At 40.4% G+C, this 13,485-nt stretch carries 14 protein-coding genes; 11 read left to right on the top strand and 3 right to left on the bottom strand.

The genetic code is table 11. The features are described from left to right. Positions 1-24 precede the first annotated feature (24 nt). On the bottom strand, positions 25-1,335 hold the full coding sequence (locus ACO1QW_RS20885; protein WP_486261478.1) for an acetyl-CoA hydrolase/transferase family protein: 1,311 nt from the start codon (positions 1,333-1,335) through the stop codon (positions 25-27). A 183-nt stretch (positions 1,336-1,518) separates the two neighbouring features. Here ACO1QW_RS20885 and ACO1QW_RS20880 point away from each other — a divergent pair, with 183 nt between their 5' ends. The 7 genes from ACO1QW_RS20880 to ACO1QW_RS20850 all read left to right on the top strand — a co-directional run bounded on the left by ACO1QW_RS20880 (position 1,519) and on the right by ACO1QW_RS20850 (position 7,739). Next, positions 1,519-2,091 carry a DUF2911 domain-containing protein gene (locus ACO1QW_RS20880; protein WP_486261476.1) on the top strand — a complete coding sequence of 191 codons (573 nt, stop codon included), beginning with the start codon at positions 1,519-1,521 and terminating at the stop codon, positions 2,089-2,091. Between the two features lie 123 nt (positions 2,092-2,214). After that, entirely contained in the window at positions 2,215-4,110 is a 1,896-nt protein-coding gene (gene asnB, locus ACO1QW_RS20875; RefSeq protein WP_486261474.1) for an asparagine synthase (glutamine-hydrolyzing), read from the top strand. An 87-nt stretch (positions 4,111-4,197) separates the two neighbouring features. After that, positions 4,198-5,337, top strand: coding sequence for a cystathionine gamma-synthase (locus ACO1QW_RS20870; RefSeq protein ID WP_486261472.1), 1,140 nt, complete (start codon positions 4,198-4,200; stop codon positions 5,335-5,337). Next, positions 5,337-6,101 (top strand): TIGR02757 family protein, encoded by a 765-nt coding sequence (locus tag ACO1QW_RS20865; protein WP_486261470.1) that lies wholly within the window; start codon positions 5,337-5,339, stop codon positions 6,099-6,101. The genes ACO1QW_RS20870 and ACO1QW_RS20865 overlap by 1 nt, the downstream gene beginning before the upstream one ends. A gap of 12 nt (positions 6,102-6,113) precedes the next feature. Continuing rightward, positions 6,114-6,323 carry a hypothetical protein gene (locus ACO1QW_RS20860; protein WP_486261468.1) on the top strand — a complete coding sequence of 70 codons (210 nt, stop codon included), beginning with the start codon at positions 6,114-6,116 and terminating at the stop codon, positions 6,321-6,323. After that, positions 6,316-6,645 (top strand): hypothetical protein, encoded by a 330-nt coding sequence (locus ACO1QW_RS20855; protein WP_486261466.1) that lies wholly within the window; start codon positions 6,316-6,318, stop codon positions 6,643-6,645. The genes ACO1QW_RS20860 and ACO1QW_RS20855 overlap by 8 nt, the downstream gene beginning before the upstream one ends. An 80-nt stretch (positions 6,646-6,725) precedes the next feature. After that, positions 6,726-7,739, top strand: a complete 1,014-nt coding sequence (locus ACO1QW_RS20850) for an alpha/beta hydrolase (RefSeq protein ID WP_486261464.1) — start codon at positions 6,726-6,728, stop codon at positions 7,737-7,739. A gap of 322 nt (positions 7,740-8,061) precedes the next feature. Here the strand turns inward: ACO1QW_RS20850 and ACO1QW_RS20845 are convergent, their stop codons facing one another. Then, on the bottom strand, positions 8,062-8,937 hold the full coding sequence (locus tag ACO1QW_RS20845) for a cupin-like domain-containing protein (protein ID WP_486261462.1): 876 nt from the start codon (positions 8,935-8,937) through the stop codon (positions 8,062-8,064). A gap of 100 nt (positions 8,938-9,037) precedes the next feature. On the opposite strand from ACO1QW_RS20845, the gene ACO1QW_RS20840 reads away from it, so the two are divergent. Continuing rightward, a complete protein-coding gene (locus ACO1QW_RS20840) occupies positions 9,038-9,646 on the top strand; it encodes an L-threonylcarbamoyladenylate synthase (RefSeq protein WP_486261460.1) in 609 nt (202 codons plus the stop codon). Positions 9,647-9,738: 92 nt separating this feature from the next. On the opposite strand, the gene ACO1QW_RS20835 is transcribed toward ACO1QW_RS20840, so the two are convergent. Beyond that, complete coding sequence (locus ACO1QW_RS20835) at positions 9,739-10,341, bottom strand: ribonuclease HII (protein ID WP_486261458.1); 603 nt, start codon at positions 10,339-10,341, stop codon at positions 9,739-9,741. A gap of 70 nt (positions 10,342-10,411) precedes the next feature. On the opposite strand from ACO1QW_RS20835, the gene ACO1QW_RS20830 reads away from it, so the two are divergent. From ACO1QW_RS20830 to ACO1QW_RS20820, 3 genes are all read left to right on the top strand, one after another. Continuing rightward, positions 10,412-11,059: a Crp/Fnr family transcriptional regulator gene (locus tag ACO1QW_RS20830; protein WP_486261456.1), complete on the top strand. Its 648-nt coding sequence runs from the start codon at positions 10,412-10,414 to the stop codon at positions 11,057-11,059. A 59-nt stretch (positions 11,060-11,118) separates the two neighbouring features. Further along, entirely contained in the window at positions 11,119-11,913 is a 795-nt protein-coding gene (locus ACO1QW_RS20825; RefSeq protein ID WP_486261454.1) for a sulfite exporter TauE/SafE family protein, read from the top strand. Between the two features lie 150 nt (positions 11,914-12,063). Beyond that, positions 12,064-13,485, top strand: coding sequence for an MBL fold metallo-hydrolase (locus ACO1QW_RS20820; RefSeq protein WP_486261452.1), 1,422 nt, complete (start codon positions 12,064-12,066; stop codon positions 13,483-13,485).

Here is a 13,485-nt window from a genome sequence, read left to right as displayed (position 1 = left end):
TGGCATACGTATCATTAAATCAGTTTACTGAACATAAGAATCATACACAAGGAATTGCTTGAAGCGTTCAACGCACGCACGTTCGAGCATTTCCCGATCATCAGGATGTGCAATATCAATCAACGCTTTTGCACGTTGTCGTAAATTCTTACCATATAAATGTGCAATACCGTATTCTGTAACCACGTAATGGACATGCCCACGTGTTGTTACCACACCAGCACCTTGTTTCAAGAATGGCACAATACGGTTTATACCTTTTGCCGTGCGTGATGTAAGTGCAATAATTGGTTTACCGCCTTCGCTCAATGCAGCGCCACGCATAAAATCCATTTGTCCGCCAATGCCGCTGTATTGTGTGGTGCCAATACTGTCGGCACAAACCTGACCGGTAATATCAACTTCAATAGCGCTGTTAATGGCCACCACTTTAGGGTTGCGACGAATAACATGCGGATCATTCACATAATCAATATCAAGAAAAGCAAATGCAGGGTTATCATTAACATAGTTGTACAAGCGGTGTGTGCCCACTGCAAAACCGGTTACACTTTTATAAGGATGAATTCTCTTTTTGGCGTTATTAATAATATCGCTCTCAACAAGATCAATGATACCATCGCTTAACATTTCAGTATGTACACCAAGATCTTTATGATTGTGCAACGATTTTAATACGGCATCCGGAATTGTTCCGATGCCCATTTGCAGGGTGCTGCCGTCTTCGATCATGCCCGCAATGTATTTGCCGATCTTCAGTTCATCTTCACCTACTTTAAGACCATAATCAACTTCAGGTAAGGGTTCATCGCAATAGAGCATTGAAGTAAAACGATCAGTATGTATCAAACTATCGCCATGTGTACGGGGTACATTAGGGTTTACCTGCGCAATAACATGTTTGGCCGTACCAACAGCGCAGCGGGCAATATCAACACTTACACCCAATGAACAATAGCCATGTTTATCGGGAGGCGATACCTGCACCATTGCTACATCAATGGGCATATATCCTTTCTTAAACAAATCGGGGATATCACTTAAGAATACAGGAATAAAATCGGCCCTTCCTTCATTCACAGCTTGACGCACACTATTGCTTACGAACATACAGTTGATGTTGAAGATGCCTTCATACTCGGGACGGTCAACTGTAATATCGCCATGCACGGTAATGAAAACCAGCTCTACCTGCTGAAGCCGATGAGCGTGCTTAGCAAGTTCACGCAATAAATACAGAGGTGTTTGAGCACTGCCCTGAACAAACACACGCTGCCCACTTTGAATAACGGATAGCGCCTGTTCAACTGATTGGTAATGTATGTGCCTGTACATAAAACGAACGATTAGAATGCAAAAATAAAATGTCCCTCTACTTTTGAAACTGCCAACAAACAGGATAAATGGTGATTACAGGCAGCAATGTTTCAGCTAAATTTGCGTTCTCGAAACAACCCTTGAGGAAAAAAATCAGTCATACTTATCATTACCTTAAAAAGAAACTAAAAAGTAGAACGTATGAAATTGCTATCGATGATCGTATTATTTGTTGCTGCAGGATTTACGGCAGCGGCACAGAACGGAAGCAAATTACCACCACTGGATAAATCTCCGATGGATATGTCTTATTATCCTGTGAATTATCCTGTGCTTCGAATTCAGCCAAATAAAGTAGCAGAGCCGTTAATTGCCCGTGTTATCTATAGTCGGCCTTCAAAGAGTGGTCGTAAGGTTTTTGGCGAATTGGTTGAAGATGGAAAAATCTGGCGCCTGGGTGCTAACGAAGCAACCGAAATTGAATTTTATCGTGATGTAAAAATCGGCGGCAAAACAGTGAAGAAAGGACGTTACACAATGTATGCCTTAGAAAGTGCGGCAAAATGGACTATTATTATAAACAAGGATATTGATGTGTGGGGTGCATTTAAATATGATGCGAGCAAAGATGTGGTTCGTGTTGATTGCCCTGTTACCAAAACGGCGGATATAACAGAATCGTTCACGATGGTTTTTGAAAAGGCTACTGATAAAAGCATCAACCTTGTAATGGATTGGGATGAAGTGATGGTGAAGATGCCGATCAGTTGGTAAGTGATCAGTGCGAGTTACGAAGTTAGAAGTACGAAATAAGCCACTTGACATAGTGATAAGCCCTGCCCAATTGCAGGGCTTTTTTTATTTGGATTTTGTGCATTGAAATTTGAATATTTACAGATGTGTGGTATTGCCGGAATAATATCAATGAACAGCAATCATGTCACGGCCGAAAGGTTGAAACAAATGACTGATGCTATTGCGCATCGTGGACCTGATGGAGAAGGTTATTGGCTGAATGAAAACAAAACAGTTGGGTTTGGCCACAGGCGACTGGCCATTCTTGATTTGAGTGAAGCGGGTATGCAGCCAATGCATTATCCTTTTCCAACAGGCGAAACACGCTCCGGCGATAGTAGTGTCAGAGGGCCAAGAGAAAAACCACGTTACAGCATTACATACAACGGTGAGATCTACAATTATCTTGAGTTGAAGGAGGAATTGAAGTTAAAAGGCTATCCTTTTTTTTCAAGCACCGATACAGAAGTAATTCTTGCTGCATACGATCATTGGAAAGAAGAATGCCTGCACCAATTTGATGGTATGTTTGCCTTTGCTATCTGGGATGATCAAGAACAAACATTGTTTACTGCACGGGATCGTTTCGGCGAAAAACCTTTCTATTATTTTTTTGATGGGGAGCAATTTGTTTTTGGCAGCGAAATGAAAGCATTGTGGGCAGCAGGTGTTGAGAAACAGGTTGATCATAGCATGCTGCTCAACTATATTGGGTTGGGTTGGGTAAAGAACCCGGCTGATCTGTCGCAAACATTTTATAAAAATATCAACAGCTTACCCCAATCGCATTATCTCAAACTGGATATGCGTAACGGCAAAAATGAAATAGTACAATATTGGGATTTAGACAAGGAAACACAATCAACTCTAAGTGAAGCCGAAGCTGTTGAGCAATTTCAGCAACTTTTCAATACATCAATAACAAGAAGATTAAGAAGTGATGTGGCAACAGGAACATCGCTGAGTGGTGGTTTAGACAGCTCTTCAATAGTTGCTACAATTAGTGAGCTTACAACTCAAAACTTACAATCTAAGACCTTCACCGCTTCCTTTCCGGGATTTGAAAAAGATGAAGCGGCTTATGCAAAACAGGTAGCCGATCAGTTTCAATTGCAGCAACATCTTGTTACTCCAACAGCAGAAACATTGTTGAACGATATTGAACGTTTAATGCATCAGCAGGAAGAACCATTTCAATCTTCAAGTATTTATGCGCAATACAAAGTATACGAGCTGGCGAAACAACATGGTATAAAAGTGATTCTTGATGGACAAGGGGCTGATGAAACCTTGGCTGGCTATCATAAATACATTCATTGGTTTTTACAGGAAATAGCAAAAGGCGGAAGGTTGAAGGCAGAAGCAGAGGCATTTGACCGCAACAATATTGCTGTTAACTGGAGCTGGAAAAACAAACTGGCTGCACGGTTTCCCGATTTTGCAGCTGTGCAATTGGAAAACAAAGCCAATAAAGAAATCCTGAATAATAAATTCATTGTAAACAATTACCGTAAAACACATTTTAACAAGAAAAGTATTTTCAAACCAACCGTAAATAAGCTAAACGATTTGCTGTATTATAATACCATGCGTAATGGTTTGGAAGAATTGTTACGTTATGCAGATCGGAACAGTATGGCACACGGAGTGGAAGTAAGGTTACCTTTCTTATCGCATGAATTGGTGCAGTTTATTTTTTCATTGCCATCGCAATACAAATTGCAGAAAGGTTTTACAAAATACATTCTGCGTGAAGCTATGAAAGATCGTTTGCCCACTTCTATTGTTTACCGTACTGATAAGATAGGTTACGAACCGCCGCAACAACAGTGGATGCAATCGGCTGGCTTTGCTGAATTGATACAAAACAGCCGTAATAAACTGGTGCAGGAAAATATATTGAAGAAAGATATCCTGAAACAGCCAGTTAGTGCACAAGCCGCGCATGCTGTTAAGAATGATGACTGGCGTTATTTCTGTGCGTCGTATCTGTTGTAATTCACCATCTTTGCAGTCCTGTCTGACGACATCGTCCGACAGGCAAAAAAATCAAATCATTCATCAGACGAAATAAATAATCAGATTATGAAACCCGATACTAAAATGATTCATGCAGGTTCACATCCTGATCCTTCGACCGGTGCTATTATGACGCCCATTTATCAAACAAGTACTTATGTGCAGGAAGCTCCCGGTGTTAATAAAGGTTATGAATATGCAAGAAGTCAGAACCCAACCCGTTTTGCATTGGAAGAAGCAATTGCAGTAATTGAAAACGGAAAGTTTGGTTTGGTGTTTGGCAGTGGTGTGGCCGCAACTGATGCCGTGATCAAATTGCTTGAACCAGGCGATGAAATTATTGCTGCAAGTGATATGTATGGTGGTACGTATCGTTTGTTCATGAAAGTGTTTGAAAAATTTGGGTTGAAGTTTGTGTACGTTGATACTACAAATCCTGCAAATGTAAAAGCAGCCATTACCGCCAATACAAAACTGATCTGGCTTGAAACACCCACCAATCCATTGATGAATATCACCGATATAAAAGCAATTGCTGCTATCTCCAAAGAAGCCGGCACTTTGCTTTGTGTTGATAATACCTTTGCTTCTCCTTACTTACAAAACCCGTTGGATCTTGGTGCAGATATCGTGATGCATTCGGCCACAAAATACCTTGGCGGTCATAGTGACGTGATACAAGGTTGTTTAGTAGTGAACGATAAAGATCTTCGTGAAAAATTATATTTTATTCAAAAGAGCTGTGGTGCTGTTCCGGGCCCCATGGATTGTTTTCTTGTGTTGCGTGGCATAAAAACATTGGCAGTACGTATGAAAGCCCATTGTGCCAACGGTGCAAAAATTGCTCATTGGTTGAAAGCAAATCCCAAAGTGGCGAAAGTTTATTGGCCCGGCTTTACTGATCATCCCGGCCATGAAATTGCAAAACAACAAATGCGTGATTTTGGCGGCATGATCAGTTTTGAACTGAAAGATGATAGCGTGGAAGAAGCAAGGCGAGTATTATCATCAACTCATTTATTTGCATTAGCTGAAAGTTTGGGTGGTGTGGAAAGTTTGATCAATCACCCGGCAAGTATGACGCATGCTAGTATCCCAAGAGAGAAAAGAATCAAAGACGGCTTAAATGATTCACTGATTCGTTTGAGTGTTGGTATTGAAGATGCAGAAGATTTGATTGACGACCTGGCGAAAGCGATTGGATAATGAAACCACAAGAACTAAAAAAGTTTCTCAATACGAAGGTTGATTTCTACAATCAACCTTCTTTCATTAAAGATGACCCTATCTGCATTCCTCATCTATTCACAAAAAAGCAAGACATCGAAATCGCCGGTTTCTTTGCGGCCATTTTTTCGTGGGGTAACCGCACAACCATCATCAACAAAAGCAAAGAGTTGATGCAGCTCATGAATATGCAGCCCCATAACTTTTGTTTGAACCATACATCGGGCGCTCTAAAAAAGTTAAGCGCATTTAAGCACCGAACATTTACCGCCGACGACCTTTATTATTTTATTGAATTCTTTCATCAACATTATAGCAAACAGGATTCATTGGAAACTGCCTTCTTTCCAACCAAAGGAATGACGGTAGAAGAAGGATTGAATTACTTTAAAAATTATTTCTTTTCATTCGAACATTTGAAAAGAACAGAAAAACACGTTTCATCACCAAAACAAAAATCAAGTTGCAAACGCCTGAACATGTATTTACGATGGATGGTGAGAGAAGATAACAAAGGAGTTGATTTTGGCATTTGGAAAAACATTAACCCTTCTGATCTTATTTGTCCGCTGGATGTACATGTGTCCAGAGTAGCAAGACAATATGATCTTTTACATCGTAAACAAGATGATTGGGAAGCAGCACTTGAACTCACAACTAATCTGCGTATCTTAGATAGGAACGACCCGGTGAAGTATGATTTTGCATTATTCGGAACAGGTGTAATGGAAAATAAACTTTAGAAGCAATTCAACATGAACCCCGTTAAGCTCATCCAGTTTTTTATCCTGCTTATAGCAAATTTTGTCATCGTTACTTTAATCAATTATGCTTTTTTGGTTTGGATTGCCAACAAACCTGATACAACCATTAATTCCGTACTGGTTAAAAGTGCAATTCTTTCCATTGTGTTAACGGTACTTTTTACGTTTTATAATAAAAAGAAGGACAAGGAAGGTGAATGAGCCTAACCCGGATATTATTCCATCGCTTAACAAAGAACTGTCGCTGCAACTTTCTGAGCAATTAGCCATGGATGAACTGGAACAACAGCTGACCCTTCATATCAATCACCTCATCAATACTGATTTTGAAAAACTTATTTACTATCTCTATCGTATTGATGTAAACGAAACAAAAATGAAACAATTGCTGCAACAGCAAGGGGGCGAAAATGCAGCCCAGTTGATTGCAAGACTTATCATTGACCGGCAATTGGAAAAAATTAAATTTAAAAGCGAATACAAACCTGGCAGCAGAGATGATGAAGGAGCTGAGCGTTGGTAAAAATTGCTGTTCAATCGTTGACTCTGTCAATGTTCATAAAACCGAAACCGTTAATTTAAAAATCAACTTATAAAAGAATCATGAAATTTTTTAAACGATTGTTGAAATGGGTTGCCATCATTCTACTTGTTATTACAGTTATTTATTTCGTCGGCCCTAATCCATCTACACCGGTTTATACAAACACATTACCCAGTGTTCCTGATGAAGCTGAGTCTTTGGAAAATTATATTCGTTCCAATGAAGCCGGTCATAAGATAAAACCGGAAAATGAAGCCCGTATTGTTTGGTACAATGATTCTGCTAGACAAAAAACGGAATACGCAATTGTTTATCTCCATGGCTTTTCGGCTTCACAGGAAGAAGGTGCGCCGGTTCATAAAGCCATTGCAAAAAAATTCGGATGTAATTTATATTTAGCCCGCTTGGCGGAGCATGGTGTTGATACCAGCGAAGCAATGTTACATCTCACTCCGGAAAACTATTGGGAAAGTGTAAAGCAGGCATACGCCATTGGCAAGCATCTCGGCAATAAAGTTATCATCATGGGAACTTCTACCGGCGGCAGCAATGCAATACAGTTGGGGGCAAACTTTCCTGAAATAGCATCGCTCATTTTGCTTTCGCCAAACATTGCTATTAATGATCCCAATGCATGGCTGGCAAATAATCCCTGGGGCTTGCAAATTGCAAGGCTGGTTAAAAAATCGAATTATGTTGATACAAAAGATCAACGTGATATTTATAAAGCGTATTGGTATTCGCACTACCGGCTTGAGGCCGTGGTTAGCCTGCAGGAATATTTAGAAACAGCCATGGTGCCGGCAACTTTTGAAAAAGTAAAACAGCCCACACTCATGTTGTATTATTATAAAGATGATGTGCACCAGGATAGTGTGGTGAAAGTGAGTGCCATGCTGAAAATGTATGATGAACTTGGTACGTCATCGGCACAAAAAAGAAAACTTGCTCTGCCCAACACCGGTGATCATGTGATTGGCGGATACATTAAATCGAACGACTATCAAACAGTGGAAGTTGAAATAACAAAGTTTATGACAGAGGTGTTGAAAATGCCTCTTCAAAATAATTGACGAAATAGATCTGAAAGTCGAAGGTAAAAAGTTGGGCCCCGATAGAAATCGTGGGCCCTTTTGCTTACCTCTGAAACCACAAAAAAATAGATCTTGTATGTTCAGAAAGAGTTACAACAACCTGTGTTGCTATAGTACAAACTTGTAAATAATAATAATAAATAGTTGTAGGGAGGAACTAACTGTTCATCAGCGGGATATTATGGAATGCCAGAGCTTTGTAAGGAAAATTGGAATTGGGTTGGACGGGGGACCAGAGTAACGAGATAAATATAGACCAGTCTTTTGAAATATGCAAGAAAAACGAAACTCTTCTTTCCTGCTACATCAATTCTTTTTCAGCGTCGGCAAAAGCTTTCTTCTTTTTATAACTATACCACCATTGCGGGGCAGTTTTCTTCAACAAAGTATCAATACTACGCATGCCAAAAAGGTTCCATACACCCTGTAACTTGGGAGCAATGCCTTCCTGCATTGCACGCAGGCTCATGGCAAAACCGCTGTCGAGGTATTCCATATGGTGGAAATAACCGGCGGGCATAAACAACGTGTCGCCATGGTCAAGAATTACTTCATAACCGTTTGCCTGTTTGATGGCAGGGAATTGACTGTAATCGGGTTTGCCATTCTGGAGATGATAGTTACTAAAATCGGCCAGGCTTAATACTTCAAATGGCTTGCGGTACAACTTATGTTGCTCCTGATAAGGGAAAAGCAGCACCCGCTTACGACCCACAAATTGGGTGTGCAAAATGTGCGACAAATCAATATCAAAATGCATATGAGTAATGGACGTAGCTCCACCAACAAACAGCATGGGATACTTTTTTACAAAGCCTTTCATAAACTCTTCGGGCCAGGTAAAATCTTTTGTAAGCTCAGGTGAGTGATCAAAAATATTGAAGAGGAAAATTCGCCAGCCAGCCGGGCCTTGCGAGATCATTTCAACATATTCACCAAAGGTTTTGTAATCATCGGCAGTATTAATGGGTGTGTATGCATCACTTTTGATATTATTATAAATACCAACTTTATGATGCCCTGCCGTTTGTTTCAGAAAATCCCAATTCCACTTATTATAAGCTGGCCACGTTTTTGCGAGTGATTTAATAACAACAGGATTGCCTGGCAGGTAATAGTCCCGACGAAACTGTTCCGGGCTGATGGTATCAAATGTATCAACAGGTTTTAGTTGCATAGACAATCGGGGCCGATGATGCGATACTCAAATATAACTGAATTGCAGATAATTGATCGGCTCCTGATAAAATTGGTTCAATTCAAACGTACTTTTAACTATGTTGCTTCATGTACATCCGGAAAATCCTCAGCCGAGACAGATCAAAACAGTTGTTGATTGTTTGAAATCGGGAGGTATTATTATTTATCCTACTGATACAATTTATGGTTTGGGTTGCGATATTTTTCAGCACAAAGCCATTGAACGTATTTGCCGAATCAAAAATGTTGATCCGCAGAAAGCACAACTATCCTTTATATGTAATGGGTTGAGTGATCTTAGCACTTACACAAAAAGTATTTCGACACCTCTTTACCGTATGCTGAAGCAATACCTTCCCGGCCCGTATACTTTTATTTTGCCTGCCAGTCGTGAGGTTCCAAAGATCCTGAAGAGCAAAAAAGACACTATTGGTTTACGTGTGCCTGATAATAAAATTGCATGTGCTATTATCGAGGAGTTAGGTCACCCTATACTCAGTGCTTCGTTACCCGGGGATATGGTTGAAGAATATACAGATCCTGAATACATGCATGAAAATTTTAAAAAACTGGTTGACCTGGTGGTTGATGGCGGTATTGGCGGAATGACTCCGTCGACAATTGTTGATTGCACCGATGATGTGCCGGTAGTATTAAGAGAAGGCCTGGGTGAGTGGGTTGGTTAGGCTAAGAGTTTAAAAAGGAATAGGAGTAAAAGGAGAGTGGGATCGGTTCACGAAATTATCTTCTTTACCTTTTTTCTCCTTCACCTCGTAGCTCAAAACAATTCCTGCATTCTTACCGGATCAATATTAAATGACTTGCGGTGGTGCTCACATAAGCCGTGCACTTCTATGGCCTTGCGATGTTCCTCGGTTCCATAACCTTTGTTTCGCTCCCAGTTATAATGTGGAAATTGAGCATGCAAATGCTGCATGTATTCATCACGATAGGTTTTAGCTAGAATACTCGCTGCAGCAATGGAGGCAAAACGACCATCGCCTTTTACAAATGTTTGGTGCGGTGTACGTTTGTATTTGATAAAGCGGTTACCATCGATCAGTAACAACTGTGGTTTTTGTTTTAACTGATCCAATGCAAGATGCATTGCCTTGAACGATGCTTTCAGAATATTAATATGATCAATTTCTTCCACTTCCACTTTTGCAACAGCATAGGCCGTTGCTTTTTCTTCAATGATTAATCTCAATGCGTTCCTGTCTTCCTCTTTTACCTGTTTACTATCGTTCAATAAAGGATGATGAAATTCTTTCGGCAGTATAACGGCTGCCGCAAAAACCGGCCCGGCATAACAACCACGGCCTGCTTCATCGCAGCCGGCTTCAAGCAGTTCATCCTGGTAAAAAGAAAGCAGAGGCATGCCTCAAAGATACCGGCGGTGGTTTGAAAATGGCCAGTGCTTTTATAAAAATAATTTTCAACATTTGCATATGGCTACCCCACAGGTTCATGATGATCTTCTTCGCAAAAATTATCCTCTGTTTGAAGATCAGCTTGTTAGTGAAATTGAACAACAGGCACAATTCAATAGCTTTCCGGCACATGAAGTACTGATGCGCAAAGGACAATACATTCGCAGCACGATGCTGGTGTTGAGTGGACTCATAAAAATTTACAGGGAAGATGATGATGGCAACGAGTTCCTGATGTATTATTTAAAACCGGGTGAAGCATGTGCTTTGTCGCTTGTATGTGCGGCTAAACATGAAGCAAGTCCCATCATGGCCAAAACAGTTACGGAAACGGAAGTATTGATGGTTCCGGTTGAAAATATGAGCGAATGGATGAGTAAATTCAAAAGTTGGTACCAGTTTGTTATTGAAACCTACCGTACAAGATTTGATGAACTGCTGACGACTTTAGATAATGTCGCTTTCAGAAGCATGGATGAACGTTTGGAATTTTATCTCAAACGTGCAAAAGAAGCGCAACAAACAACTATTCTCAACATCAGCCACCAGGAAATTGCCGAGGAGCTGAATACATCACGGGAAGTAATATCACGTTTACTCAAGAAAATGGAGCAAAAAGGATTGGTTGGTTTACAACGAAACGCAATTGAACTAAAAAATTTGTAACCTTTAGCTATGTGATTTGCATCACGCTCAGCTTCTGAAATTGCACCCACATTTGCAGCATGGAAATAATTGGCTATCTCGCTTCGGTTGTTATAGGTATTACGCTTGGTCTTATAGGCGGAGGTGGTTCTATATTAACTGTGCCTGTTTTGGTGTATTTATTTGGCATCGACCCTGTATTGGCAACCGCTTATTCGTTGTTTATTGTAGGTTCTACTTCATTAGTTGGCGCATTTCCAAAATATAAACAAGGACTCGTAAATACCAAGACCGCAATCATATTCGGCGCACCGGCTATCGCAGCTGTATATGCTACACGAAAATTTATTGTACCCGCCATTCCTCATGAGCTGTTCAACATTGCTGGTTTCACAATAACCAAGCCTGTGTTAACTATGTTGTTGTTTGCAGTGCTCATGTTGTTTGCAGCACTCTCCATGATCAAGGGAAGGAAAGAAGAAAACGGTGACCAGGTTGAACAGCAATTTAATTATCCATTGATCATAGTTGAAGGCATAGTGGTTGGTATTCTTACTGGTTTAGTGGGTGCTGGCGGTGGCTTCCTTATCATTCCGGCATTGGTGCTGCTCAGCAAGTTACCAATGAAGCAAGCTGTTGGTACATCGCTGCTCATTATTGCTGCAAAATCTTTGATTGGATTTTTAGGAGATCTTGGTCATCGCATTATCGATTGGAAATTACTTCTCATCATTACCTTGTTGGCCATTGCAGGAATTTTCATTGGTAATGGACTCAGTAAAAAAGTACCAGGCGATAATCTTAAAAAATGGTTTGGCTGGTTTGTGCTGATCATGGGCATCTATATTATTGTTAAAGAATTATCAAGCCAGTAAAGCCGGACCTCATGTGTGACTAAAGTCATAGTTCACCCCATTCAGAACTCACAACTTTGCTGTATTCTCTTACGAATTAAAAAAGCATATGAAATGAGCCATAAAATTTTATGGCGAATACTATGTGGCTAAAAACAATAAAATTAACACATGAAAATTGAGCAGATCTACACGGGATGCCTTGCACAAGGTGCATATTATATTGAGAGTGAAAAAGAAGCAGTAGTAATTGATCCCCTTCGTGAAGTAAGACCGTACCTGGAAAAAGCAAAACGTAACAACGCAAAGATCAAGTATGTTTTTGAAACGCATTTTCATGCCGATTTTGTAAGTGGTCATATTGACCTGGCAAAAGAATCGGGAGCAAAGATTGTGTACGGTCCAAATGCCCAACCCGACTTTGATTTTTACTCAGCAAAAGATGGTGAAGAGTTGAAAGTAGGTAAGTTAACATTCAAAGTGCTGCATACTCCTGGCCACACAATGGAAAGCACTAGCTACTTGTTAAAAGATGAGCATGGAAAAGATATTGCCCTCTTCACCGGTGATACGTTATTCATTGGTGATGTTGGCCGGCCTGACCTCGCACAAAAAATAACAGCTGATCTAACACAGGATAAACTTGCCGGGCATTTATTTGATTCACTTCGCAACAAGATCATGCCTTTGGCGGACGACCTGGTCATCTATCCTGCACATGGTGCAGGCAGTGCCTGCGGTAAAAATATGAGCAAAGAAACGTCTGATACACTTGGTCATCAAAAGGCAATTAATTATGCATTGCGTGCCAACATGACCAAAGAAGAATTTATTAAAGAAGTCACAACGGGGCTTGTTGCACCACCGCAATATTTTCCTCTAAATGTTATGATGAATATTCACGGATACGATAGTATTCATGAAGTAATAAAACGTGGCACACAAGCGCTAAGTCCGGAAGCATTTGAAACTGCAGCTAATGAAACGGGTGCACTTGTTCTTGATACAAGAGATGGCGAAGTATTTTCAAAAGGATTTATACCCAACTCCATTAACATTGGCATTGATGGCAGCTTTGCTCCATGGGTTGGAAGTATGATTCCTGATATAAAACAGGAACTATTGCTGATCACGGATGAAGGACGTGAAGAAGAAGTGGTTACCCGTTTAGCCCGTGTGGGGTATGATCATTCAATCGGTTATTTAAAGGGAGGTTTCAATGCCTGGAAAGAAGCTGGTAAAGACATCGATCATGTTCAACGTATTTCCGCCCAGGAGCTGGCCGATATTGTTGTAAAGGATAACAATGCCAATATTCTCGATGTACGTAAAGAAAGTGAATACCAGAGTGAACATTTATGGAACGTGGAGAATGCACCATTGGATTTTATTAACGACAGCATGTTAAAGATCGATAAAAACAAAACTTACTACGTGCATTGTGCCAGCGGTTACCGCTCAATGATCTTTGTTTCTATTTTACGTGCACGTGGTTATGATAATCTTATTGAAGTGCGAGGTGGCTTTAAAGCAATTAAAGAAAGTGGCCAGTTCAACCTCACAGATTATGTGTGCCCTACTTCACTTTTATAA

The sequence above is a fragment of the Lacibacter sp. genome, assembly GCF_057361365.1.
This window is presented reverse-complemented; position numbering and strand designations above follow the sequence as displayed.

What these genes read in the sequence shown, in the direction of transcription:
- ACO1QW_RS20885 (WP_486261478.1), bottom strand. Translation starts at nt 1,335, where the DNA reads ATGTACAGGCACATACATTACCAATCAGTTGAACAGGCGCTATCCGTT.
- ACO1QW_RS20880 (WP_486261476.1), top strand. Translation starts at nt 1,519, where the DNA reads ATGAAATTGCTATCGATGATCGTATTATTTGTTGCTGCAGGATTTACG.
- asnB (WP_486261474.1), top strand. Translation starts at nt 2,215, where the DNA reads ATGTGTGGTATTGCCGGAATAATATCAATGAACAGCAATCATGTCACG.
- ACO1QW_RS20870 (WP_486261472.1), top strand. Translation starts at nt 4,198, where the DNA reads ATGAAACCCGATACTAAAATGATTCATGCAGGTTCACATCCTGATCCT.
- ACO1QW_RS20865 (WP_486261470.1), top strand. Translation starts at nt 5,337, where the DNA reads ATGAAACCACAAGAACTAAAAAAGTTTCTCAATACGAAGGTTGATTTC.
- ACO1QW_RS20860 (WP_486261468.1), top strand. Translation starts at nt 6,114, where the DNA reads ATGAACCCCGTTAAGCTCATCCAGTTTTTTATCCTGCTTATAGCAAAT.
- ACO1QW_RS20850 (WP_486261464.1), top strand. Translation starts at nt 6,726, where the DNA reads ATGAAATTTTTTAAACGATTGTTGAAATGGGTTGCCATCATTCTACTT.
- ACO1QW_RS20845 (WP_486261462.1), bottom strand. Translation starts at nt 8,937, where the DNA reads ATGCAACTAAAACCTGTTGATACATTTGATACCATCAGCCCGGAACAG.
- ACO1QW_RS20840 (WP_486261460.1), top strand. Translation starts at nt 9,038, where the DNA reads ATGTTGCTTCATGTACATCCGGAAAATCCTCAGCCGAGACAGATCAAA.
- ACO1QW_RS20835 (WP_486261458.1), bottom strand. Translation starts at nt 10,341, where the DNA reads ATGCCTCTGCTTTCTTTTTACCAGGATGAACTGCTTGAAGCCGGCTGC.
- ACO1QW_RS20830 (WP_486261456.1), top strand. Translation starts at nt 10,412, where the DNA reads ATGGCTACCCCACAGGTTCATGATGATCTTCTTCGCAAAAATTATCCT.
- ACO1QW_RS20825 (WP_486261454.1), top strand. Translation starts at nt 11,119, where the DNA reads ATGGAAATAATTGGCTATCTCGCTTCGGTTGTTATAGGTATTACGCTT.
- ACO1QW_RS20820 (WP_486261452.1), top strand. Translation starts at nt 12,064, where the DNA reads ATGAAAATTGAGCAGATCTACACGGGATGCCTTGCACAAGGTGCATAT.